The organism is Bradyrhizobium lablabi (assembly GCF_018129385.1).
GTDB classification, from domain to species: Bacteria; Pseudomonadota; Alphaproteobacteria; order Rhizobiales; family Xanthobacteraceae; genus Bradyrhizobium; species Bradyrhizobium lablabi_C.
In genome coordinates this window covers 496,755-519,151 of the sequence record NZ_JAFCLN010000003.1, presented here as the reverse complement: position 1 = coordinate 519,151, position 22,397 = coordinate 496,755, and the positions used below count along the sequence as shown (strand labels likewise).

Annotated in this window: 21 protein-coding genes and 1 pseudogene; 15 read left to right on the top strand and 7 right to left on the bottom strand. The window is 62.6% G+C overall.

Annotation, left to right across the window (positions count from 1 at the left end; all coding sequences use genetic code 11):
- Window positions 1-49 precede the first annotated feature (49 nt).
- Entirely contained in the window at window positions 50-823 is a 774-nt protein-coding gene (lepB, locus tag JQ628_RS09205; RefSeq protein WP_212222070.1) for a signal peptidase I, read from the bottom strand.
- Window positions 824-983: 160 nt separating this feature from the next.
- Between lepB and JQ628_RS09200 the strand changes: the two are divergent.
- Window positions 984-2,465: pseudogene (locus JQ628_RS09200) on the top strand (AAA-like domain-containing protein); the annotation flags it as partial.
- A gap of 7 nt (window positions 2,466-2,472) precedes the next feature.
- Complete coding sequence (locus tag JQ628_RS34470; RefSeq protein ID WP_349628037.1) at window positions 2,473-4,770, top strand: AAA-like domain-containing protein; 2,298 nt, start codon at window positions 2,473-2,475, stop codon at window positions 4,768-4,770.
- Here the strand turns inward: JQ628_RS34470 and tldD are convergent.
- Window positions 4,748-6,172 (bottom strand): metalloprotease TldD, encoded by a 1,425-nt coding sequence (gene tldD / locus JQ628_RS09195; RefSeq protein WP_212222066.1) that lies wholly within the window; start codon window positions 6,170-6,172, stop codon window positions 4,748-4,750. The two genes, JQ628_RS34470 and tldD, sit on opposite strands and share 23 nt — an antisense overlap.
- A gap of 87 nt (window positions 6,173-6,259) precedes the next feature.
- Here tldD and JQ628_RS09190 point away from each other — a divergent pair, with 87 nt between their 5' ends.
- Window positions 6,260-6,778 carry a GNAT family N-acetyltransferase gene (locus JQ628_RS09190; protein ID WP_212222064.1) on the top strand — a complete coding sequence of 173 codons (519 nt, stop codon included), beginning with the start codon at window positions 6,260-6,262 and terminating at the stop codon, window positions 6,776-6,778.
- A 170-nt stretch (window positions 6,779-6,948) separates the two neighbouring features.
- Here JQ628_RS09190 and JQ628_RS09185 read toward each other — a convergent pair whose 3' ends face one another.
- Window positions 6,949-7,497, bottom strand: a complete 549-nt coding sequence (locus JQ628_RS09185) for an invasion associated locus B family protein (protein ID WP_212222062.1) — start codon at window positions 7,495-7,497, stop codon at window positions 6,949-6,951.
- A gap of 513 nt (window positions 7,498-8,010) precedes the next feature.
- On the opposite strand from JQ628_RS09185, the gene coxB reads away from it, so the two are divergent.
- The 9 genes from coxB to JQ628_RS09140 all read left to right on the top strand — a co-directional run bounded on the left by coxB (window position 8,011) and on the right by JQ628_RS09140 (window position 15,290).
- The gene (gene coxB / locus JQ628_RS09180) at window positions 8,011-8,847 is read left to right on the top strand and encodes a cytochrome c oxidase subunit II (RefSeq protein WP_212222060.1); all 837 of its coding nucleotides are present in this window, start codon (window positions 8,011-8,013) and stop codon (window positions 8,845-8,847) included.
- A gap of 81 nt (window positions 8,848-8,928) precedes the next feature.
- Window positions 8,929-10,554 (top strand): cytochrome c oxidase subunit I, encoded by a 1,626-nt coding sequence (gene ctaD, locus JQ628_RS09175; protein WP_212222058.1) that lies wholly within the window; start codon window positions 8,929-8,931, stop codon window positions 10,552-10,554.
- Window positions 10,555-10,627: 73 nt separating this feature from the next.
- Window positions 10,628-11,566 (top strand): heme o synthase, encoded by a 939-nt coding sequence (locus JQ628_RS09170; RefSeq protein ID WP_212222056.1) that lies wholly within the window; start codon window positions 10,628-10,630, stop codon window positions 11,564-11,566.
- Between the two features lie 20 nt (window positions 11,567-11,586).
- Window positions 11,587-11,748: a CoxF protein gene (locus JQ628_RS09165; protein WP_212222054.1), complete on the top strand. Its 162-nt coding sequence runs from the start codon at window positions 11,587-11,589 to the stop codon at window positions 11,746-11,748.
- A gap of 18 nt (window positions 11,749-11,766) precedes the next feature.
- Window positions 11,767-12,390 carry a cytochrome c oxidase assembly protein gene (locus JQ628_RS09160; protein ID WP_212222052.1) on the top strand — a complete coding sequence of 208 codons (624 nt, stop codon included), beginning with the start codon at window positions 11,767-11,769 and terminating at the stop codon, window positions 12,388-12,390.
- Window positions 12,391-12,528: 138 nt separating this feature from the next.
- Complete coding sequence (locus JQ628_RS09155; RefSeq protein ID WP_212222050.1) at window positions 12,529-13,422, top strand: cytochrome c oxidase subunit 3; 894 nt, start codon at window positions 12,529-12,531, stop codon at window positions 13,420-13,422.
- 202 nt (window positions 13,423-13,624) lie between these two features.
- On the top strand, window positions 13,625-14,014 hold the full coding sequence (locus JQ628_RS09150; RefSeq protein WP_212222048.1) for a DUF983 domain-containing protein: 390 nt from the start codon (window positions 13,625-13,627) through the stop codon (window positions 14,012-14,014).
- The gene (locus tag JQ628_RS09145) at window positions 14,011-14,760 is read left to right on the top strand and encodes an SURF1 family protein (protein ID WP_212222046.1); all 750 of its coding nucleotides are present in this window, start codon (window positions 14,011-14,013) and stop codon (window positions 14,758-14,760) included. Before JQ628_RS09150 ends, JQ628_RS09145 begins: the two co-directional genes overlap by 4 nt.
- A 146-nt stretch (window positions 14,761-14,906) precedes the next feature.
- Window positions 14,907-15,290, top strand: coding sequence for a nuclear transport factor 2 family protein (locus JQ628_RS09140; protein WP_249127627.1), 384 nt, complete (start codon window positions 14,907-14,909; stop codon window positions 15,288-15,290).
- Here JQ628_RS09140 and JQ628_RS09135 read toward each other — a convergent pair.
- Complete coding sequence (locus JQ628_RS09135) at window positions 15,250-15,501, bottom strand: hypothetical protein (protein WP_212222042.1); 252 nt, start codon at window positions 15,499-15,501, stop codon at window positions 15,250-15,252. The genes JQ628_RS09140 and JQ628_RS09135 overlap by 41 nt on opposite strands.
- A gap of 187 nt (window positions 15,502-15,688) precedes the next feature.
- Window positions 15,689-17,026 carry a histidine kinase gene (locus JQ628_RS09130; protein ID WP_212222040.1) on the bottom strand — a complete coding sequence of 446 codons (1,338 nt, stop codon included), beginning with the start codon at window positions 17,024-17,026 and terminating at the stop codon, window positions 15,689-15,691.
- Between the two features lie 83 nt (window positions 17,027-17,109).
- Here JQ628_RS09130 and JQ628_RS09125 point away from each other — a divergent pair, with 83 nt between their 5' ends.
- Entirely contained in the window at window positions 17,110-17,754 is a 645-nt protein-coding gene (locus JQ628_RS09125) for a response regulator transcription factor (protein ID WP_212222246.1), read from the top strand.
- A gap of 13 nt (window positions 17,755-17,767) precedes the next feature.
- Here JQ628_RS09125 and JQ628_RS09120 read toward each other — a convergent pair whose 3' ends face one another.
- Both JQ628_RS09120 and JQ628_RS09115 read right to left on the bottom strand, forming a co-directional pair.
- Window positions 17,768-18,208 (bottom strand): hypothetical protein, encoded by a 441-nt coding sequence (locus JQ628_RS09120; RefSeq protein ID WP_212222038.1) that lies wholly within the window; start codon window positions 18,206-18,208, stop codon window positions 17,768-17,770.
- Window positions 18,209-18,714: 506 nt separating this feature from the next.
- Complete coding sequence (locus tag JQ628_RS09115) at window positions 18,715-19,026, bottom strand: copper-binding protein (protein WP_212222036.1); 312 nt, start codon at window positions 19,024-19,026, stop codon at window positions 18,715-18,717.
- A gap of 486 nt (window positions 19,027-19,512) precedes the next feature.
- On the opposite strand from JQ628_RS09115, the gene thrC reads away from it, so the two are divergent.
- Window positions 19,513-20,931: a threonine synthase gene (gene thrC, locus JQ628_RS09110; RefSeq protein WP_212222035.1), complete on the top strand. Its 1,419-nt coding sequence runs from the start codon at window positions 19,513-19,515 to the stop codon at window positions 20,929-20,931.
- Window positions 20,928-22,217, top strand: coding sequence for a M16 family metallopeptidase (locus JQ628_RS09105; RefSeq protein WP_212222033.1), 1,290 nt, complete (start codon window positions 20,928-20,930; stop codon window positions 22,215-22,217). The genes thrC and JQ628_RS09105 overlap by 4 nt, the downstream gene beginning before the upstream one ends.
- The last annotated feature ends 180 nt before the right edge of the window (window positions 22,218-22,397 follow it).

The window sequence follows — 22,397 nt, the reverse complement described above, 5'->3', positions numbered from 1 at the left end:
ACGCAAGTACGTGGATGCCCGGGACAAGCCCGGGCATGACGGAGCAAAATCAATGCACGCTGGTGAAAAACCGGCTCAGCCGGAAACCCGACAGCCACGTCCACACCGGCTGGCTGCGGATGCCCATGTCCCACGAGCCGACCACGGCATCTGCGCGCCCGATCAGATTGTCGATCGGCAACAGGCCGACGCCGCCGTCGCGTACCGGGACACGGCTGTCGGCGGAATTGTCGCGGTTGTCGCCCAGCACGAACAGGTTTCCGGGCGGCACCGTCACCTCGGGCGTGTTGTCGAGGCGATTTTCGCGCATCTTGAAGATCGCATGCTCGACGCCACCAGGCAGCGTCTCGATGTAGCGGTACGCCATTTCGCTGCCGCCGCGGTCGTCCTCGGCCTGGCCGATGCCGTCGGGGCGCAACTGCGCGGCGTGATCGTTGATGAAGAGCTGGCCCTGCCGCATCTGGATGCGGTCGCCCGGCAGCCCCACCACGCGCTTGACCCAGGCCTGCGAGCGGTCGCCCGGCCAGCGGAACACGACGACGTCGCCGCGCTTGGGCGTCTCGCCGAACAGGCGGCCGGTTTCCGGCAGCGTGATCTGGATCGGCAGCGAGGCCGCGCCATAGCCATAGGGGAATTTCGAGGCCACCAGCGCATCGCCGATCAAGAGCGTCGGCTCCATCGAGCCCGACGGCACATAAAAGGGTTCTGCGATCGCGCCCTTGGCGATGAACACCGCGGCAACGATGGCGACGAGCTGGGCGGCCTGGCCGCGCCAGCTCGTGGATGATTTCGCCGCCGGGGCTGCTTCGTTCTTCGTGCTCAAGGGCGGGCTCCTTTCCTGCAGTCGCTTTGCAGATAGTAAGTGGGAGGCTCAAGGTCCAGAACACCATTGCGTCAAAGTGGTTTCGGGTGGCAATATGTTCACCAAACGGTTGTATTTGCTATAAGTTCATTTTTGGGTGACTGCACTTTTTGAGGGCGAGATGGCAGGCGCCAAGCTCTTTATTTCGTACAAGCGAAGCATTCCTGCGGACGAGAGGCTTGCTCATGCGCTGCGCGATGCACTCGTTGCGTCCGGCCATGATGTCTTCATTGACGTCAATATGAGGGTTGGCACAGACTGGGTTGCCGAAATCGACAAGCGCATTCGCTGGTGCGACTTCCTGATCGTGCTGCTTTCGGAGGCTGCTGCCGAAAGTGAGATGGTGCAGGCAGAGGTGCGGCTCGCCCGTCAGGCGCGCCGGCGCGATGGCCGCCCGGTCATTCTGCCGGTCCGTGTGAACTACACAGGTGAGCTCGGCTACGAGCTCGATGCCTATCTCAGCCGCATTCAGTATCTGAGCTGGAAAGGCGAGGTCGACACCGCGAAAGTCTTGGCCGGTCTTCAGGTCGGCATAGAAGAGGCGGGCGCCGGCCATCCCAAGCGTTCGCCCAGTCTTGATGAATTGCCGTCACTGCCGGATGCCGGCGTTTCACCTGCACGCCCCCGGGCATCGGAGGATCCCCGCGTGCTGTTGCCGCCTGGTGGCACAATCAAGATTGACGATGCGTTCTATGTTCGCCGGGACGCCGACAACAATATCGCCAAGATTGCGGCCGGTAACGGACAAACCATCGTCATCAAGGCTGCTCGCCAGATGGGCAAATCCAGCCTGCTGATCCGGTACCTCGCCGCTTGCAAGCAAGCCGACAAGCAGTTTGCCTTCATTGACTTTCAATCATTCTCGGAGGCCGAGCTTGCCGAGCTTCCGGCGCTGCTGCGGCGGATCGCCCAAATCATGCTCCGTGCCTTCAGGCTGAACGTCGATCTTCCAGGCGCCTTCGCCACCCAGCTCGACTTCACCTACTTCGTCGAAGACAGGATATTGAGGGCGCTGGGCGTACCGGTGGTCGTCGCGATGGACGAAGTGGACCGCCTTCTTGGTCGCCCCTACCAGGCCGATTTCTTCAGCATGCTGCGCCACTGGCACAACGAGCGTGCGCAGCCGATGTCCGCTTGGGAGAACGTGGACCTGGCAATGGTAATCGCGACCGAGCCTTTCATGCTAATCGCCGCGGCCGATCGCTCGCCTTTCAACGTGACGCCCGCTATCGAAATAGAGCCCTTTGAGCAGCAGAACGTCCGCGAGATCAATATTGCCTATGGTGGGCCGCTGAGTGATGACCAACAGGATCAATTGCATGAACTGCTGTCAGGGCATCCGTACCTAACGAGGCTTGCCTTCTACAAACTGGTTTCCTCCGATCTCACGTTTGAGACGCTGATGGAGGAATCGTCCAATGGGGACGGTCCCTTCGGCGAGCATTTGCGGTCGAGAATATTCATGCTGCAGCGGCAGCCTGAGCTCCTCGGCAAGATGCGGAGTGTCGCTTCGAGGGCAACCGAGCTGGACATGGATACTTTCTATCGGCTCCACGCCGCGGGCCTTGTCGTGCGGAGGGGAAAGAACGCCGCACCCTCGAACATGCTCTATGCCGCTTCTTCAGGCAGGTTCAATGAACGAGGAGCTTCAGCTTCAGGCTGGCGGTACGCTGAACTCGCGCCGGCATCTCTATATCGAGCGGCGCGAGGACGAGAAATTCTTCGAGCTGCTGGAGCAGGCGGAGTATGTGAATGTTCTGAGCTCGCGCCAGATGGGCAAGTCGAGCCTGATGATGCGGGCCGTCCAGCGGCTGAGCGAGAAAGGTATCAAGTCGGTCACGATCGATCTTGCGGCCGAGCTGGGCACCCCGCCCAATCTCGACGTCTTTTGTCTTGGCCTGCTGAGCAAGATCGCGCGCGTACTCGAATTGCAACTGGACTTGAAGTCTTGGTGGGAACGCCACGATACGGAGACGGTCAATCAGCGATTGATGCGCTTCTTCCGCGACGTCGTCGGCCAAGTGGCGACGCAACCCGTCGTCATCTTCCTGGACGAAATCGACAGTACCTTGAAGCTGTCGTACACCGATGACCTCTTCACTGCTATCCGAGGCATGTATAACGACCGGCCTATTGTGGAGGTTTATCGGCGCATCACGTTCTGTCTGCTTGGCGTCGCGACGCCGAACGAGTTAATTCAGGACCGCCGCACCACCGCTTACAATGTCGGCACGCCGCTGACGCTGCGTGACTTTGACCGCAAGGTCGATAATCTTTCGCCGTTTACCGCGGTATTGAACCCCACTGAGAAAGTAGCAAGCCGATTGCTCGATCGCATTCTGCATTGGAGCGGCGGACAGCCTTACCTCACGCAGAAATTTTGCCTGGACGTGATGGAGCGACGGATCGACGATGTCGATGCCTTCGATCGATTTGTGACGCAAGCTTACGAAAATCTCGGACAGGCGGGCAGCGACGTTCATTTCCAGCAAATCCTTCGATTTCTGGAAGATCGCCTGTCGGACGGGGCAGCGACAATCGATTTGTACGCGAGGGTCCTGAACGGCGAGAAAGTGCCCGACCGGACGACACTGGCAAGTGCCGAACTGAAGCTTTCCGGGCTCGTCAAGCGTGACAACAGTGGTAATCTTGTCGTCCGAAATCCGATTTACTGTCGCTTGTTCGATAATGTCTGGGTCCAGCGGACGCGCCCGAAGCGCGCGCTGAGCCGCGCGAGGAATTTTGCCATTGCCGCTTCGGTCGCGTTCTTACTGCTGCTGGGCGGAGGCGTGGTGTACTACGTCACTGTCGTTCAGCCGAACCAGATCCAGCTCGAGCGGCTGGAGCAGCTTGCGGCCCTGAAGATATCGATAACCGACGGCACAGCGGGAGGACTGCGCGCAACATTTCCCAATGGCGCGACCCCGGATCTCATAAGAAGCGCCGTGCCCATTCTGAAACAGCTAGATCGCCCCGTCACCGAGATAGGGCAAGATGATCCCGCTAGGGTCGCTAGGGACTTGGATAATCGCCCAATCTTTGGTTTTCGGGGTGAAATGACGGATCTTTCGCCGATTGGGGAGTTAAATCAATTGCGTCTTCTCGACATTCGGGGCTTGAAAATAAGCAATATCGATCCGTTGGCACGGCTCTCATTATTGACAGAGCTACAGATCGGATACGCGCGGTTCAATTGGGAACGCGACCGGATACCATTGACAAGCATTGCCGCGCTTCAGAAGCTGAAATCTTTGACCGAGCTCACGATAGGGAACGCGGACATTTCCGATCTTGCGCCGCTCGAGACTCTCGCTCAGCTCCGAAAACTCGACATCTCACGTACGAAAGTCTCCGATTTGAGGCCGCTTGCCAAAATACAGCAACTTGAAATCCTGTATGCTGCTGACACGCCCCTTCAAAGTCTGGAACCGTTATCAGGCAATACTTCGCTGTTCATGCTTGACCTTCAAGGGACAAAGGTAAGTAACTTTTCGCCGTTGTCGGGCATTAGCAATCTCAGCACGCTTGATGCTACGAATACAAGTATCGCGGATTTGTCAGTACTTTCAGGACTCATTGACTTGAAGTACCTCTATTTAGATGGAACGCAGGTTTCCGACCTGAAACCGCTCATCAATCTAGCGAACTTGCGAATCCTTTGGCTCGAAGGGACCCAGGTCATGGATGTCACGCCGCTCGCGCATCTCACAAATTTAACGGACCTCAATTTGAGCGACACGCAGGTCCGCGATGTGCAACCGCTCCAGTCCCTCCGGTATCTTGAGATTCTCAACCTCCGCAGGACGAAGGTTCCGCCGGAGCAGTTGAGCGCGCTCCGGAAAATTCTAAATAAAACTTCAATCACTCCCGGCGATCCTGGAAGACCTAACCCGTCCCTCCCACGGTGATGCGCTCCATCCGCAGCGTCGGCTGGCCGACGCCGACCGGCACGCCCTGGCCGTTCTTGCCGCAGGTGCCGATGCCGGTGTCGAGCGCCAGATCGTTGCCGATCATGGTGATGCGGTGCAAATCGGTCGGCCCGTTGCCGATCAGCATCGCGCCCTTCAGCGGCGCGCCCAGCTTGCCGTTCTCGATCTTGTAAGCCTCGGTGCACTGGAACACATATTTGCCCGAGGTGATGTCGACCTGGCCGCCGCCGAAATTGGCGGCATAGACGCCCTTCTTGACGGAGGCGATGATCTCGGCGGGATCGCGCTGGCCCGCCAGCATGTAGGTGTTGGTCATGCGCGGCATCGGCACATGGGCATAGCCCTGGCGGCGGCCGTTGCCGGTCGGCTTCATGTTCATCAGCCGCGCGTTCTGCCGGTCCTGCATGTAGCCGACCAGAATGCCGTCCTCGATCAGCACGGTGCGGTTGGTCGGCGTGCCCTCGTCGTCGATGGAAAGAGAACCACGCCGCGACGCCATGGTGCCGTCATCCACCACGGTGACGCCCTTGGCCGCGACCTGCTGGCCCATCAGCCCGGCAAACGCAGAAGTCTTCTTGCGGTTGAAATCGCCCTCCAGCCCATGGCCGACCGCCTCGTGCAGCATCACGCCGGGCCAGCCGGCGCCGAGCACCACGTCCATCTCGCCGGCCGGAGCGGGAACCGATTCCAGGTTGATCAGCGCCTCGCGCAGCGCGCCGTCGGCCGCCTCGCGCCAGGCTTTTGTCTCGATGAAGCGCGCGTAAGGTTCGCGCCCGCCATAGCCGCGGCTGCCGCTCTCCTGCCGGTCGCCTTGCCCGGCCACCACCGAAATGTTGACGCGCACCAGCGGGCGGATGTCGCGATAGCTCTCGCCGTCGGGACGGACGATCTCCACCACCTGCCAGGTCGCACCTAAACTTACCGTAACCTGCCGCACCCGCGGATCCCGGTCACGCACATAGGCGTCGATCTCCGCCAGCAGTTTCACCTTGGATTCGAACCCCGGCGCATCCAGCGGATTGTCATCGCCATACAGCTTCACATTGGTATGCGCCGGCGCCGCCGCAAAGGAACCGGCATAGCCGCCGCGCACCGCCGCCACCGCATCCGCCGCCCGGATCAGCGCCGGCAGCGACACGTCGGAGGAATGCGCATACCCCACCGCGTCGTCCTTCACCGCGCGCAGGCCAAACCCCTGCGAGGTGTCATAAGTGGCCTGCTTCAGCCGCCCATTGTCGAACATCAGCGCTTCGGTCTGCCCGTACTCCAGGAACAGTTCGCCATCATCAGCCCCCGCCAGCCCCCGCGCGAGTTCGCGGCGGACGGCATCGCGGTCAAGCTGGGCGCGGTCGAGCAGGGAGGTTGTAGCGGGGCTGGTCATCAATCGGTCCGTTGTCTGAGGAGTTAATGCAAGATAGTTGTTCCCGGGCCATTCTGCGAGGGGCGGAATCAACACGTTGCCGAGACGATGGATGACGCGGTCGAAATAGTTCCGATAAGGCAAGACCATATCGAGAGCTTTCATCGTGCCCTGGATTTCGTCGCGCGTGAGCGGCGTTATCTGGCATTTCTGGAAGCCCCGCCACTCGAGGCGACCCGGAGCTTCGTCCTCGGCAACATCGAACAGGGCTATCCGCAATTGGTCGCCTTGTCGGCCGGCGAAGTGGTCGGCTGGTGCGACGTGACGCGCAAGGCGCGGCCGATCTATGCCCACAGCGGCGTTCTCGGAATCGCTTTGCTGCCGGAATTTCGAAGCAGGCGTATCGGCAGGCAATTGCTTGACCGAACCCTCGTGGCCGCCCGCACCTTTGGCTTTCATCGGATCGAATTGACGGTCCGCGAAAACAACAAGAACGCGATCGAGCTGTACAAGAAGGCTGGGTTTGAGATCGAGGGTCTATTGCGCGACGCGGTTCAGATCGACGGCGCCTTTGAGAACGTGGTCCTGATGGCGACGCTCATGCAGACGCTTCGCTCCGCGTGCTGACGGTAAGAGAGTTGCGCCCCTGTTGCCGACCCATCATTGCGAGCGAAGCGAAGCAATCCAGCTTCCTTTGTCGCAACAAAAAAGCTGGATTGCTTCGTCGCAAGTGCTCCTCGCAATGACGGGGATAGAGCTGCGCCCCATCAATACGCAGGCATCCGGACGAGGCAGCCTCACGGCAGCTTGTCATACCCTTCGCCGATCCCGTTCAGGCTCAGCGGAAACCCGATTCCCTCTTCCGGTGTCTCGAAGATGATGAACGTCGCGGTCTTGGCGTTGCGGAGCTGCCCGAGCAGCTTGTCGTCCATCACGACCTCCGCGACGCAGCCGTTCGGCAGGCAGCGCACGAACCCGGCGCGGCCGACGTCCTGATTGTCGAGCTTGAGGCCAAGGCCGGACGGCAGCAGCACCCCGAGCGGGGCGACCACACGCATCAGCTTGCTTTTCTGGTCGGCGGTTTTCAGCAGGATCACGGTGAGACCCGCGTTGGAGCGGTCCTCGGCCACCACGCTCTGGATCAGGGCGCATTGCTCGGCCTGGGCGCCCGGCGGGGTGTCGCAGCGGATCTGCCAGTCGCCATGCACTGACTTGACTGCGCCTTGCGCGTGGGCGGCTTGGGGCAGGGCGGCCCACAGGACAGCGGCCAGAAGGCCGCCGGCGAGGCGGCCAAAGGCGCTCGCGCGGCTCGCGGTCGATGTCACCTGACGATGAAAGAAACCCATCCGGGTCGATCCTCTGATTTTTCCGGGCCTCGCTGCCGGATTCCGGCGGCAAAACCGGTCAATAATCCGTCACAACACGGCCACTGAGTACCGAAATGACGGCACCTTGAAGGCCGTTCTCCCTGCGGACGTCAAGCAATTCCCGCGCCGGTCACCCCGCTCCGTCAGGCGAATCATCTTCCTGTGGAACGCCTTGCCTGTGGGTAGCGTGGCCAATCCCGCTGTCAAGCGCCGCACGCAAGCCGTAGCGGCGATTATGCCTGATTTCTCGGGAATTTCTGACATCCGCATGACGGCGGGCAGGGCTTCCGAATACGCTCTACTACTGCATTGCGAGAGCCCCGGAATTATGGTTTGAGAGGCTGGATTTGGACGCATTCTAGCGATCAGGCCCCGGTGGTTCTAAGGTACTTCCCAAAGTACTCCCCCAAGGCCGTTTGTCAGGAGCGGGTCGGGCAGCAGGCAGCCATCCGGCGCCATGCTTTGGGGATTTTTGATGGGAGAGCGAACGGCATGAAGATGTCGATGGGCCACATTGGCCGGGGTTTGCTGGGTTTGGCGGCGGCTGGCGCCGCGCTGATCGCCGGCGGGGCGGCTTTTGCAGGTCAGCCGAAGCCGTGGGAGATGACGCTACAGGAAGCGGCGACCCCGGTGATGGAGAACATCGTCTGGTTCCATAACTTCCTGCTGGTGCTGATCACCGTCATCACGCTGTTCGTGCTGGCGCTGCTGGTCATCGTGGTGGTCAAGTTCAATGCGCGGACCAACCCGGTTCCCTCCAGGACCACGCATAACACCCTGATCGAAGTGGCCTGGACGCTGATTCCGGTGCTTATCCTGGTCGGCATCGCGGTGCCCTCGTTCCGCCTCCTGTTTCTCCAGCTCGACATACCGAAGGCGGACCTCACCGTGAAGGTCACCGGCAAGCAGTGGTACTGGAGCTATTCGTACCCGGATAACGGCAAGTTCGAGTTCGATTCGCTGCTGGTGGCCGACAAGCAGCCGCGCCTGCTCGGCGTCGACAATGAGATGGTCGTTCCGGTCAACAAGATCATCCGCGTCCAGACCACCGGCGCCGACGTGATTCACGCTTTTGCGGTGCCGGCCTTCGGCATCAAGATCGACTCGATCCCCGGCCGCCTGAACGAGACCTGGTTCAAGGCCACCAGGACCGGCATGTATTACGGCCAGTGCTCGGAACTGTGCGGCAAGGACCACGCCTTCATGCCGATCGCGGTGCGCGTGGTCTCTGACCAGGAATTCGCCGAATGGGTCGAAGGGGCGAAGAAGAAATTTGCGACCAACCCGGGCAGCACGTTTGCCTCGGCTGGCGGCGCGGTTGCGCAGTAAGCCTTCAAGGCTTCGCGCAGCTAAAGGGAACGGGCGACGGGACCGAAAGGGTCCCAACTGGGACTGCTAAGGATTACAGAGATGGCAACGAGCGCAACCACACACGACGATCACGCCCACGCTCATGACGATCATGCGCATGCCCATCCGACCGGATGGCGGCGCTGGGTCTATTCGACCAACCACAAGGACATCGGCACGATGTACCTGGTGTTCGCGATCTTCGCCGGCATCATCGGTGCTGCGATGTCGATCGCGATTCGCGTCGAGCTGATGTATCCCGGCGTCCAGCTCTTCCACGAGAGCCATACCTACAACGTGTTCGTGACCTCGCACGGCCTGATCATGATCTTCTTCATGGTGATGCCGGCGATGATCGGCGGCTTCGGCAACTGGTTTGTGCCGCTGATGATCGGCGCGCCCGACATGGCGTTCCCGCGCATGAACAACATCTCGTTCTGGCTGCTGCCGGCCTCGTTCGCGCTGCTCTTGATGTCGACCTTCGTCGAGGGTGAGCCCGGCGCCAACGGCGTCGGCGCGGGCTGGACCATCTACGCGCCGCTGTCGACCTCGGGCCATCCGGGACCGGCGGTCGATTTCGCGATTCTCTCGCTCCATCTTGCCGGTGCCTCGTCGATCCTCGGCGCCATCAACTTCATCACCACGATCTTCAACATGCGCGCGCCGGGCATGACCCTGCACAAGATGCCGCTGTTCGTGTGGTCGATCCTGGTGACGGTGTTCCTGCTCTTGCTGTCGCTGCCGGTTCTCGCCGGTGCGATCACCATGCTGCTTACCGACCGCAATTTCGGTACTACCTTCTTCGCCGCCGACGGCGGCGGCGATCCGGTGCTGTTCCAGCACCTGTTCTGGTTCTTCGGTCACCCCGAAGTGTACATCCTGATCCTGCCGGCGTTCGGCATGATCAGCCAGATCGTCTCCACCTTCTCGCGCAAGCCGGTGTTCGGCTATCTCGGCATGGCCTACGCCATGGTCGCGATCGGCGGTATCGGCTTCGTGGTGTGGGCGCACCACATGTACACCGTCGGCATGTCGTCGGCGACGCAGGCCTATTTCGTCGCCGCCACCATGGTGATCGCGGTGCCGACCGGCGTGAAGATCTTCTCGTGGGTCGCCACCATGTGGGGCGGCTCGATCGAGTTCAGGACGCCGATGCTGTGGGCGATCGGCTTCATCTTCCTGTTCACCGTCGGCGGCGTCACCGGCGTCGTGCTGGCCAATGCCGGCGTCGACCGCGTGCTCCAGGATACCTACTACGTCGTCGCGCACTTCCACTACGTGCTGTCGCTCGGCGCGGTGTTCGGTATCTTCGCGGGCTGGTACTACTGGTTCCCGAAGATGAGCGGCTACATGTATTCGGAAGCGATCGGCAAGGCGCACTTCTGGTTCACCTTCATCGGCGTGAATCTCGTGTTCTTCCCGCAGCACTTCCTCGGGCTGTCCGGCATGCCGCGCCGCTACGTCGACTATCCCGATGCGTTCGCGGGCTGGAACCTGGTCTCCTCGATCGGCTCCTACATCTCCGGCTTCGGCGTGCTGATCTTCCTCTACGGTGTGATCGATGCCTTCGTGCGCAAGCAGCAGGCGGCGAACAATCCGTGGGGCGCCGGCGCCACCACGCTGGAATGGACGCTGACGTCGCCGCCGCCGTTCCACCAGTTCGAAGTGCTGCCGCGGGTGCAGTAATCAAATCCGCGAGCCGCGCCCCAAAAGCGCGGCTCGCTCGTTTCCCAAGCGTAATTAGCTAGCGAGACCTGTCTTGTCGGTTGTCGATCACAACGCCATCGATCTGAGCCCCCGGATTTCCGAGGCCGAGGTCGGCGACTACATCGCGCTGTTGAAGCCGCGGGTGATGTCGCTCGTGATCTTCACCGCGCTGGTCGGCCTGATGATCGCTCCGGTGCATGTGCACCCGGTGCTGGCCTTCACGTCGATCCTCTGCATCGCCGTTGGCGCCGGCGCCTCCGGTGCGCTGAACATGGCCTATGAGCACGACATCGACGCGCTGATGACGCGCACCGCCAACCGGCCGATTCCGCGCGGCAAGATCACGCAAGGGGAGGCGGCCGCTTTCGGCATCACGCTCGCCTTCTTCTCGGTGATGACGCTCGGCATTTTGGTGAACTGGGTCGCCGGCGCGCTGCTCGCCTTCACCATCTTCTTCTATGCCGTGGTCTATACGATCTGGCTGAAGCGCTGGACCGCGCAGAACATCGTGATCGGCGGCGCCGCCGGCGCGCTGCCGCCGGTGGTGGCCTGGGCGGCGGCGACCGGCTCGCTGTCGGTCGAGCCGCTGCTGCTGTTCCTCATCATCTTCTTCTGGACCCCGCCGCATTTCTGGGCGCTGGCGCTGTTCCGCAGCGACGACTATGCCCGCGCCGGCGTGCCGATGCTCCCCGTCGTCGCCGGTCCCGACGCGACACGGTTGCAGATCCTGCTCTACACCATCGTGCTGGTCGCGATTGCACTGGCGCCGTGGCCGCTCGGCTATTTTGGCGCAGCCTACGGCGTCACCTCGCTGGTGCTCGGCGCCGGCATGCTGTGGCTTTCGATCAACGTCTATCGCCACCGCGAGGGTATCGAGGCTTCGCGCGCCACCCGCCGGCTGTTTGCTTTCTCCATTCTTTATCTGTTCGCGCTGTTTGCCGTCCTCCTGCTCGAGGTCGTCGTCCGCGCCATTGCTCCTATGGTCTGGTAGAGGGGGCGCATGGAACAGGCATGGACGACAACAAGCAGCCAGGAATCGTCCTCACCGAGGCGCAGAAGAAAAGCCGTCGCCAGCGCTCAATCGCGATCGCTCTGGCGCTTGGCGTCCTCGTCCTGTTGTTTTTCGCCGTTACTCTGGTCAAGGGCCCGGCCGTGTTGGTCCGGCCGATGTGACGGTATGATGTGAGCGCGATGGACCAGAAAGCCGCCCCGCCAAAATCCTCCAAGCCGCTGCGCCTCGGCCGCGATGCGGCAGTGGCGGCGATTTGCGGTTTCGTCGTGGTGCTGATGGTCGGCGCGTCCTACGCCGCCGTTCCCTTCTACAACTGGTTCTGCCGCGCCACCGGTTTCAACGGCACCACGCAGGTCGCGACCTCCGCACCGAGCGGCGGCCCGCTGGCACGCAAGATTGCGGTGCGCTTCGACGCCAATGTCGGCCCGGGCCTGCCCTGGAAGTTCGAGCCGGAGCAGACCGAGATCGAGATCCCGATCGGCCAGGTCGTCACCGTCTTCTACAACGTCATCAACCAGTCGGCGCGCACGACGACCGGGCAGGCCGCCTACAATGTCGCGCCGCTCACCGTCGGGGCCTACTTCCAGAAGATCAACTGCTTCTGCTTCACCGACCAGACCTTGGGCCCGGGCGAAAAGCGCGAGATGCCGGTCGTGTTCTATGTCGATCCGGCCCTTGCGGCGGATAGCGAGAACGACGGCCTCAACACCATTACGCTATCCTACACCTTCTACCCCGTGCGCGAACCGACGCCGAAGCCGCAAGCTTCCACCGAGACGGACAAGCGCAAGGGTGCCTTGTGAACCACGGCATGATCCGGAAAAACGGGTACCGGCTTTCCCTGCGACAAACGCGAAGCGTTTGCGCGGAGATCATGCTCAGACGGAATTTGATTCTTGAGACATACGTGCCGAGGGCACGGCACTAACGGAGACACTGCAATGGCGGCGCAAGCGAAGCATCACGACTACCATCTGGTTGATCCGAGCCCGTGGCCGGTCGTCGGCTCGGTTTCGGCCTTCGTGATGGCGGTCGGCGCCATCGCCTGGATGCACCACATGTTCGCCGCCGCTCCGATCATCTTCGGCGCCGGCGCGGTGGGCGTGCTCTACACCATGGCGAGCTGGTGGGCCGACGTGATCAAGGAAGCCCAGTACAAGGGCGACCACACCCGCGTGGTGCAGATCAGCCACCGCTACGGCATGATCCTGTTCATCGCTTCCGAAGTGATGTTCTTCGTCGCCTGGTTCTGGGCCTTCTTCAATTCCGCGCTGTTCCCGGCCGATGCCGTCCACGCCACCCGCGACGCCATCTTCGGCTGCGGCCCCGGCACCGCCGCGGGCGCCTGCGCCGTGCCCGGCACCTGGCCGCCGAAGGGCATCGAGACCTTCGACCCCTGGCACCTGCCGCTGCTCAACACGCTGCTGCTGCTCACGTCGGGCACCACGGTCACCTGGGCGCACCATGCGCTGCTGGAGAACGACCGCCAGGGCCTGAAATACGGCCTGATCCTCACCGTGGTGCTCGGCGCCCTCTTCACCTGCGTGCAGGCCTATGAGTACGCCCACGCCACATTCGGCTTCTCCGGCAACATCTACGGCGCGACCTTCTTCATGGCGACCGGCTTCCACGGCTTCCACGTGCTGGTCGGCACCATCTTCCTGCTGGTTTGCCTGTTCCGCGCCTATGCCGGCCACTTCACGCCCAAGCAACACCTCGGCTTCGAATTCGCCGCCTGGTACTGGCATTTCGTCGACGTGGTCTGGCTGTTCCTGTTCGTCTGCATCTATGTCTGGGGCCGCGGCGCGGAAGTCGCCGGCCACGCCGCGCACTAGATGCCGTCATCGTGTTAGAAAGGGCGGCCGAAAGGCCGCCCTTTTGCTTTTCCTTCTCCCCTTGTGGGAGAAGGTGTCGCGGACGCAGTCCGCGACGGATGAGGGGTCTCTATCCGCGGAGACAGACCCCTCACCCGTCCACGATGCTGACGCATCGTGTCCACCCTCTCCCACAAGGGGAGAGGGTAAGAGGAGCCGCCGCATGTCCGACCAGACCCCGCCCACCGTCACCGAAAGCGCGCTGCGCGGCCTCGCCTGCCGCTGCCCGCGCTGCGGCAAGGGAAAGCTCTATGCCGGCTTCCTGACGCTGCGGCCGAATTGCGAAGCCTGCGGGCTCGACTACGCCTTCATCGATTCCGGCGACGGTCCGGCGGTCTTCATCATCATGCTGGCGGGCGCCATCGTGGTCGGTGCCGCCCTGATCGTGGAGATCAAGTATCAGCCGCCGTTCTGGCTGCACGCCGTGCTGTGGCTGCCGCTGATTCTCGCCACCACGCTGCTGCCTTTGCGCTCGATGAAGTCGCTGCTGATCGCGCTGCAATTCCATCACAAGGCTGCCGAGGGCCGGCTGATCGATCGCACGCCGAAATGAGCAAACGGCATATCGGCTTCTCGCTGTTCACGGTGGTGATGCTGGCGGTCCTCCTCGGCCTCGGCTTCTGGCAGTTGCAGCGCCGGGTCGAAAAACATGCGCTGATCGCTGCGCTCGACGAGCGGCTCGCCGCTGCGCCGGTGCCGCTGCCATCGGCCTCAAGCTGGAGCACGCTCACCCCCTCAACGGACGAATTCCGCCGCGTCACCTTCGCGGCTACCTATGCAAGGCTGCCGGATGCGATGGTCTATAGCTCCGGCTCGGCGGTGCGTGAGGATGTCTCCGGCCCCGGCACCTGGGCGTTCCTGCCCGCAAGGCTTGCCGGTGGCGAGACCATCGCGGTCAATGCCGGCTTCGTCCAGAACACCATGCAGGATCGTGCCCAGCAGGACCGTGCGGTGGCCAGGCTGGTCACCGGCCAGCCGGTGACCTTGACCGGCTACATCCGGTTTCCCGAGCGCGCCGGCACGATGACGCCGGCGGAAAATCCGGCAAAGCGCCTGTGGTTCGTGCGCGATCATCTGGCCATGGCGCGCGCGCTCGGTTGGGGCGAGGGCGGCAAGACCGTCGCGCCGTTCTACATCGACCTGGAATCGCCGGTCCATGACAGCGGCATTCCAAAGCCCGGCCCGCTGAAGGTGCATCTGAAAGACGACCACCTGCAATACGCCATCACCTGGTTCACGCTGGCAGCCGCGGTCGTGATCGCCTTCGGCGTGTGGTGGCGCGCCCAGCGCAGGAGCTGATGTCCGCTCCGGGCATGGCAATTGACGGTTCCTCCCTGAACCCTTTCTGACGCGCCTCTTCAGGGTCCATTCACGATTTTTTCGATATTCCGTCGGCCTTCCCCCAAAACTCCGGTAGATGCAACCATGCGGACGATATGTCGAACATGCCTGGAAACTTTGATCCCGTAGCTGTCGTCGTGGACTGGCTCGACGCCTGTCGCAGGCGCGATCTCGCAGGTCTTCTCGATCTGTATGCCGACGATGCCGGCCTGGAATGCTCCTGCGGCGGCACCACGCTGATCCAGGGCCGCGCCGCGCTGGAAGCCTATTGGCGGCCGCGGCTCATTGCCTTCGTGCCGAACGCCTTCGGGCTCGAGGAAATCACGCCGGCTGCCGACGGCGTCGTGCTCGACTATCTGAGCTTTGAAGGCGAACCGGTCCGGATTTCGTTCGCCTTCTCTCCGGAAGGCAAGATACGCCAGACGGTTTGCAGCCCTGCGCCCGATGTCACCGGGGACGATTCGGCTGGTCCGGGCGTTCCAGCCTGACGACAAAGCGCGCGCCGCTCCACACCTCGATCGTGCAATTGACGAATGCCGCTTTTGCCTGCGCGATGGCCTCCTGGTCGTCCTTGCAGATCAGCGCCGCGGAATCGAAGATGTGGCCATCATGGCCGACTGCGTAGGCACGGTACTCAGGCATTCCGGCTCTGTCCCCCAGGCGATCCAGCGGATCCATGTTAGCGGCGATCCCCTTCATTGCAACTTTTTCCCGGATGGCTGGAACAGCAGGCCATGCCGTCTGTTGTCTCCGCGCTGCATGGAGGAGGAGAGGGCGCGCCAGCGCCCGGTGGTTCACCTGCATTGAGGGATGCGGGTGGCGATGAGCCGGTGCCGGATCTCTCAGGTTCGGTCCGGCCCTTCGTTGCGCCTCTGTCGATGGTCCGTCAGCCGCGGCGCAGCGACGGGTCGTTGATCGGCAGACGGCAACGGACGACGGTCCTGCCGCCTTCCCGCAGCAGCTCGAAAGTCCCGCTCAGTGCCCTGATGCGCTCGTGCATGCCGGTCAGGCCCCGCCCGAAAGGACTATCGGCCGGAAAACCTATTCCGTTGTCGGAAATCCCGATCGACACTTCATCGCCATGGATCGCCGCCTCGACGTTGACCGATGAGGCATTGGCGTGCCGCAGCGCATTGGTGGTGCCTTCCTGGATCACGCGATAGACGGTTTGCGAGAGCAGGCCATCGACATCGTTTAGCCGGGGATCGATCCGCGCCTCCAGCCTGATTTCCGGCGCCTGCGAGCGGGCATTATTGATCAGCGTCTGGACGCTCTTCTCCAGTCCCAGCTCCCGGATGTAGAGCGGCCGCAAATGATCGAGAATGCGCCGGTTGGCCTGCTGCAACGCCTCGACCGATTGCAGTATGGCTTGCGTGGAAGCTGCCAGCCTTTCATCGCCGGACCGGATCGATTCCAGCACCGCCACGCTGTTGGCGCGAATGCCGAACAGCAGCGGTCCGAGCTCGTCATGCAGCTCGCGCGCGAGGTCGCGGCGCTCGTCGTCCTGTAGCGACACCATCTTGCGCAGCAGGCCGCGGTTGTCGCGGCTCAGCGCATCGAGCGTACTGGCAAGTTCATTGGCCGCTTCGCAGCTCCTGCGGATTTCCGGCGGCCCCGACGGCGGGATGGGGCTGTGATAGTGCCCCTGCCGCATCCGCGTCAGGCCGGCGCTCAGGGCCTGCAAAGGACCCAGCGTCGAGCCGGCGGTGACATAGGCGATCAATCCGGTCAGCAGCGTCAGCACGAGGCCGGAGCCGACGATCGCAAGGAAGCCTACCCATTTCTCGAAAATGTCCGCCGTAAGATCCGGTGAGAACACGATATCGCCGGCGTGCTTGCCGTCCAGCATGATCGGAAAGGCGGCGCCGATCTCGGGAATCGTGAGCAGGTGAATGAACCATTGCGGCACGCGGCCGAGCGGCGTGCGAACCTCGACCGGCGCGGCATCGGCGGCGGTTCCGGAGGGGCGAAAGCGAATGGCCTCGGACGTACCGAGGCCTTGCGCGAACGTGTCCAGCACCGCTTTCGGATTGTCGGCCGATGCCAGCGCGCTGTTCAGGGCATCGGCCACCACTTTGGCGGATCTTGTCGCCTGCACGGTTTCATCGGCCAATTGCTCGGTGGCAAAAAGTTGCAGCGCAACCCCGCCGAGGATCAGCGCCGCCAGGAACATGATTCCCAGCGGCAGGAACAACCGCATTCGCAGGGAGAGGCCGTTCCACATTTGGAAGATTCTAAGTTGCACGTGGAATTCTCTCTTCTGGCGGCTGCCAGGATTTCCTATCTTGTTGATGAGGCAGCGGAATGATGCAGGATACCGTCAAATCTTCCACGAAGGTACTGATTGTCGACGACCACCCCGTGGTGCTGTCGGGCTGCCGGGCGCTGTTTGCGGGCGATGCCTCAGTCAGGATCGAGGAAGCCAATGACGCCAAATCGGGTCATCGCGCCTTCGTGCAGAAGAAGCCCGACGTCACCATTATCGACATCAATCTCCCGGATGTTTCCGGCTTCGAACTGATGCGGCGGATCCGGAAAGACGATCCGGATGCCCGCATCATCATGTTCAGCATGAACAACGATCCCGCCTTCGTGGTGCGCGCGGTCGACATGGGCGCGCAGGGCTACGTCTCGAAGGCGGACGATCCGCGCGTCCTGGTGAAGGCGGTGCGCAAGGTGGCGGCGGGCGACAATTTCATTTCGCCTGATCTCGCCGAAGCCGTGACCTTTTCAGGTGCGGCGATCAAGGCCAACCCTGCCTCGCAGATGACCGCGCGTGAGCTGGAAATCCTGCGGCTGCTGGGCCGCGGCGACAAGATCGTCGAGGTCGCCGAGGCGCTCGGCATTTCCTACAAGACGGTCGCCAATACCACTTCGCTGCTGAAGCAGAAGCTGGGGGCGAAAAACCATTCAGACCTCATCCGCATCGCGGTGGAGATGGGCCTCGGCTGAGCCGCCGATCGCCTCACCAACCCATCCGAAACGGAGTCCCGAAACCGAACATGTCGTAGCTGGCCACGCGCGGCGCGGCAGGGGCGGGTGTGCGGGCAACCCGCGTCGTACGCCGCGCGACGCGTTTGCGGGCGGCCGGCGGTGCGGCATGGACGGCCGCGGGTTCTTTCGGTTGCGCCATCGCGAGGGCGTCGAGCGGCGGCTTCGCCGGCGATTTAGGCGGCGGGGGCGCGGGGGCGACAGCCGCCACCGCCGCGGGCGGAACAATGGTCGGCTGATTGGTATCGAACACCACCGCACTCGGCCATTTGTGCGCGGATTGAAGGCGGATGGTCGAACGGTCGATGTCGGCGCGGGCCGCTTCCACAGCCGGCGGCGGCAAATACCAGTCGAGCAGGAACAGCAGCGCCAGCAGCACGCCGCCTGTGTAGAGAAAATATCGCGCAACAGGCATTGGCCAAACCGATCTCGTCGCCCGCCCCCACAGGCAGCGGACCAAACGGGACAACATGCTAATGGTTCCTGATTCCTTCATCTTTCGACTCGCCACGCCGATTTCGAATCCGCCCGGCCAAGGATCGGGAAAAAGTGGCGATCTGCCCGCGGCGCCCACGAATGGAGCGAATAGAATATATCGGCGATATCCACTTTAGGGTGCATGATCGATTTCGGGAAAAACCGGAACGTTCGGTTCCTTCCGCGCAATTGCTTCTCATCACGAATCGGAGAGGAAGAGTTGAAGAAAATCTGGATGGTCGGCGCGCTGGCCCGTTGCTGCGTCGGCCCTCACGCGGAGCGTGGCTGCCGAGTTCTATGCCGCACGCGATATGAGACCATGAAGGTTGGCATCAACAACCAGATCCAGAAAATCAGCAGGCCCCTTCCAGTGGAAAGGCCGCGGGCTTTGCCGCGGCCTTTTTCATTTCCGACAGTCTGTCGCCTTCGCCCTCGCCGCGCCCGTTATCTCGAGGCCGACGACTGCTTCTCGATCTTGGTGATCGTCTTGGTCCCGCCACTCTCGGTGGCGGTGAACGAGACCCGATCGCCGGCATGCCAGGCCTCGAGCGAGCCGCTTTGCAGCTTGAACTCTTCCGCGCCGGCCGTGCTTGCTCCGACCGTGCCGTCCTGGATGCGCTTGATCGCGATGATGCCGGTGGTCCGGTCGATCTTCGTGATCAGGCCTGTTGCGTTGGTCGTCTGCTCGGCCAGCGCGGCCGAACTCATGACGGCGAGCATCGCGACACCCGCCAAGGTGATCTTCGCAATTTTCATGGAAGCCTCCGGGTTTCCGACGCGTGGATATCAACCGGATTTGGTAGATTTTTGTTCCCGAAGCCGATGCGTATCAAATTGATTTTCCACAGTCAGATCAATGTGATCTGGGCTGTCCGGATCGCCGCGCAAAATATTCGCTCAATATGTCGGGCAAATCGGTGGCGCCAGTTGGCCCATCTCTTCGCCTGGGAGGGGCGTTGGCCATCTTCATCGAGCGTTGGGATGAGACGCGGTGGACGCGGCAGCCTGTGCCCACACTGATTGAACCGGGAAGCCGCGGCGTGCTGGATCCCCGGAGAATGATGTCGTTGCGTGGAGGGTTCAGGCGTTCGCAAGGTCGGCGGACTAGATCTTTTCCGTCATGCCGGCATTTCCCATCTAGCGAAAACACATTATGGTGCCCGACGGTTTTGCATCGAGTAGCAAAGCTAAAATCCATCAATATCAAAGGCTTAACAGGGTCTTAAGCCTTTGGAGGTCAGTTTGACGCGGTATATTTCGACGCGGGGGGAGGCCCCCACGCTGGGCTTTTGCGACGTGATGCTGACCGGGCTTGCCCGCGACGGTGGCCTCTACGTGCCCGAGGTCTGGCCAACGCTTTCGCCCGAGACCGTCGCAGGCTTTTTCGGAAAACCGTATTGGGAAGTCGCCGTCGACGTGATGAAGCCGTTTGTCGGCGGCGAGATATCGGACGCCGACCTCGGCCGCATGGCGAATGAGGCCTACGCCACCTTCCGCCACCCGGCGGTGGTTCCGCTGGACCAGATCGGCCCCAATCAATTCCTGCTGGAACTGTTCCACGGCCCGACGCTCGCGTTCAAGGACGTGGCGATGCAGTTGATCTCGCGGCTGATGGATCATGTGCTCGCCAGGCGCGCGCAGCGAACCACGATTGCGGTAGCAACCTCCGGCGACACCGGCGGCGCCGCCGTCGATGCCTTTGCCGGCCTCGACAATGTCGACCTGATCGTGTTGTTCCCGAACGGCCGCATCTCCGATGTGCAGCGGCGGATGATGACGACATCAGGTGCATCCAATGTGCATGCGCTGGCGATCGAAGGCACCTTCGACGATTGCCAGGCGATCGTGAAGGCGATGTTCAACCATCACCGGTTTCGCGACGCGGTCTCGCTGTCGGGCGTCAACTCGATCAACTGGGCCCGCATCGTCGCGCAGATCGTCTACTACTTCACCTCGGCGGTCGCGCTCGGTGCACCCGCACGCACCGTCGATTTCACCGTGCCGACCGGCAATTTCGGCGACATTTTTGCAGGCTACGCCGCCAAGCGCATGGGCCTGCCGGTGCGCTGGCTGCGCATCGCCGCCAACGTCAACGACATCCTGCCGCGGACGCTGAAGACCGGCATCTACGAGGTGCGCGACGTCCACGCCACCACATCGCCCTCGATGGATATTCAGATCTCCTCGAATTTCGAACGGCTGTTGTTCGAGGCAAGCCGCCGCGATGCCGCCGGTGTGCGGCGCCTGATGGAATCGCTGAAGCAATCAGGCCGTTTCGTGCTGCCGGATGCGATGCTGGCGGCGATCCGCGAAGAGTTCGACGCCGGGCGTGCCAATGAAACCGAGACCGCGGCTGCGATCCGCACCGCCTGGCGCGAGGCGGGTGATCTCGTCGATCCCCACACCGCGGTGGCGCTCGCCGTCGCCGACCGCGATACCTCGGATTCGAGCGTGCCCAACATCGTGCTGTCGACTGCGCATGCCGCAAAATTCCCCGACGCGGTGGAAGCTGCCTGCGGGGTGCGGCCGCAGCTACCGGCCTGGCTCGATGGCCTCATGACAAAGCCCGAACAGGTCACGGTAATGAAGAACGATTCTTCGGAAGTCGAGCGCTTCGTGCTGTCGGTCAGCCGCGCCGCCAAGCAGGGAGTTGCCGGATGAGCGTCGAGGTTACAAAACTGCCGACCGGTCTTACCGTCGTCACCGACACCATGCCGCATCTGGAGACGGCGGCGCTGGGCGTGTGGGCCGGTGTTGGCGGGCGCGACGAGAAGCCGGACGAGCACGGCATATCGCATCTCCTGGAGCACATGGCGTTCAAGGGAACGACGCGGCGCAGCTCGCGCGAGATCGTGGAGGAAATCGAGGCGGTCGGCGGCGATCTCAATGCCGGCACCTCCACCGAGACCACGGCCTATTATGCGCGGGTGATGAAGGCCGACGTGCCGCTCGCGCTCGATGTGCTCTCCGACATCCTGTCGAATCCTTCGTTTGTGGCCGACGAGCTCGAACGCGAAAAAAGCGTGATCGCGCAGGAGATCGGCGCGGCGCAGGACACGCCCGACGATGTCGTATTCGAGCATCTCAACGAGCTCTGCTATCCGGACCAGCCGATGGGACGTTCGCTGCTGGGCACCACCAAGACGCTGAAAAAGCTCGATCGCGACATGCTGCGCGGCTATCTCGCCACCCATTATCGCGGACCCGACATGGTGGTGGCGGCGGCAGGCGCCGTCGACCACAAGCGGATCGTCGAGGATGTCGCGCAAAAATTTGCAGGCTTTGACCGCACGCCGGCGCCAAAGCCGCAGGCGGCGATGTTCGGCAAGGGTGGCTCGCGCGTGGTGCACCGCGACCTCGAGCAGGCGCATCTGACGCTGGCGCTGGAAGGCGTGCCGCAGGCCGACCTCTCGCTGTTCTCGCTACAGGTCTTCACCAACATCCTCGGCGGCGGGATGTCGTCGCGGCTGTTCCAGGAGGTGCGGGAAAAGCGCGGGCTGTGCTACTCGATCTACTCGTTCCACGCGCCCTATACCGACACCGGCTTTTTCGGGCTCTACACCGGCACCGATCCGGCCGACGCGCCCGAAATGATGGAAGTGATCGTCGACGTGATCAATGAATCGGTCGAAACCCTGACCGAGGCCGAAATCGCGCGCGCCAAGGCGCAGATGAAGGCGGGGCTGTTGATGGCGCTGGAGAGCTGCTCCTCCCGCGCCGAGCAACTGGCGCGCCATGTTCTGGCCTACGGGCGGCCACTGACGGTCGAGGAACTCGTCAACCGGATCGACGCGGTGAGTGTGGACACCACCCGCAACGCTGCCCGGGCGCTGCTCTCGCGCAGCCGGCCGGCGGTGGTCGCGCTCGGCAGCGGCAGGGGTCTGGACACGGCGGTGTCTTTTGCGGAAGGATTGACGCGGTCGAAGGCCAAGACGCTGTTACACTAGCGGCGGTATGGTTTAGGCTGAACGGCGCGCGAGCGCGTTCAGATCACCTCGCCCCGCGCCCGTCTCGCCGAAGTCCGCCTTCGGGCGAAGGCGGATGCGGGGAGAGGTCGAAGCCGAAGGCTTCGGGTGAGGGGGCCTCTCCGCGAGTCCCGCTGTCGAGAGACCCCTCACCCCAACCCT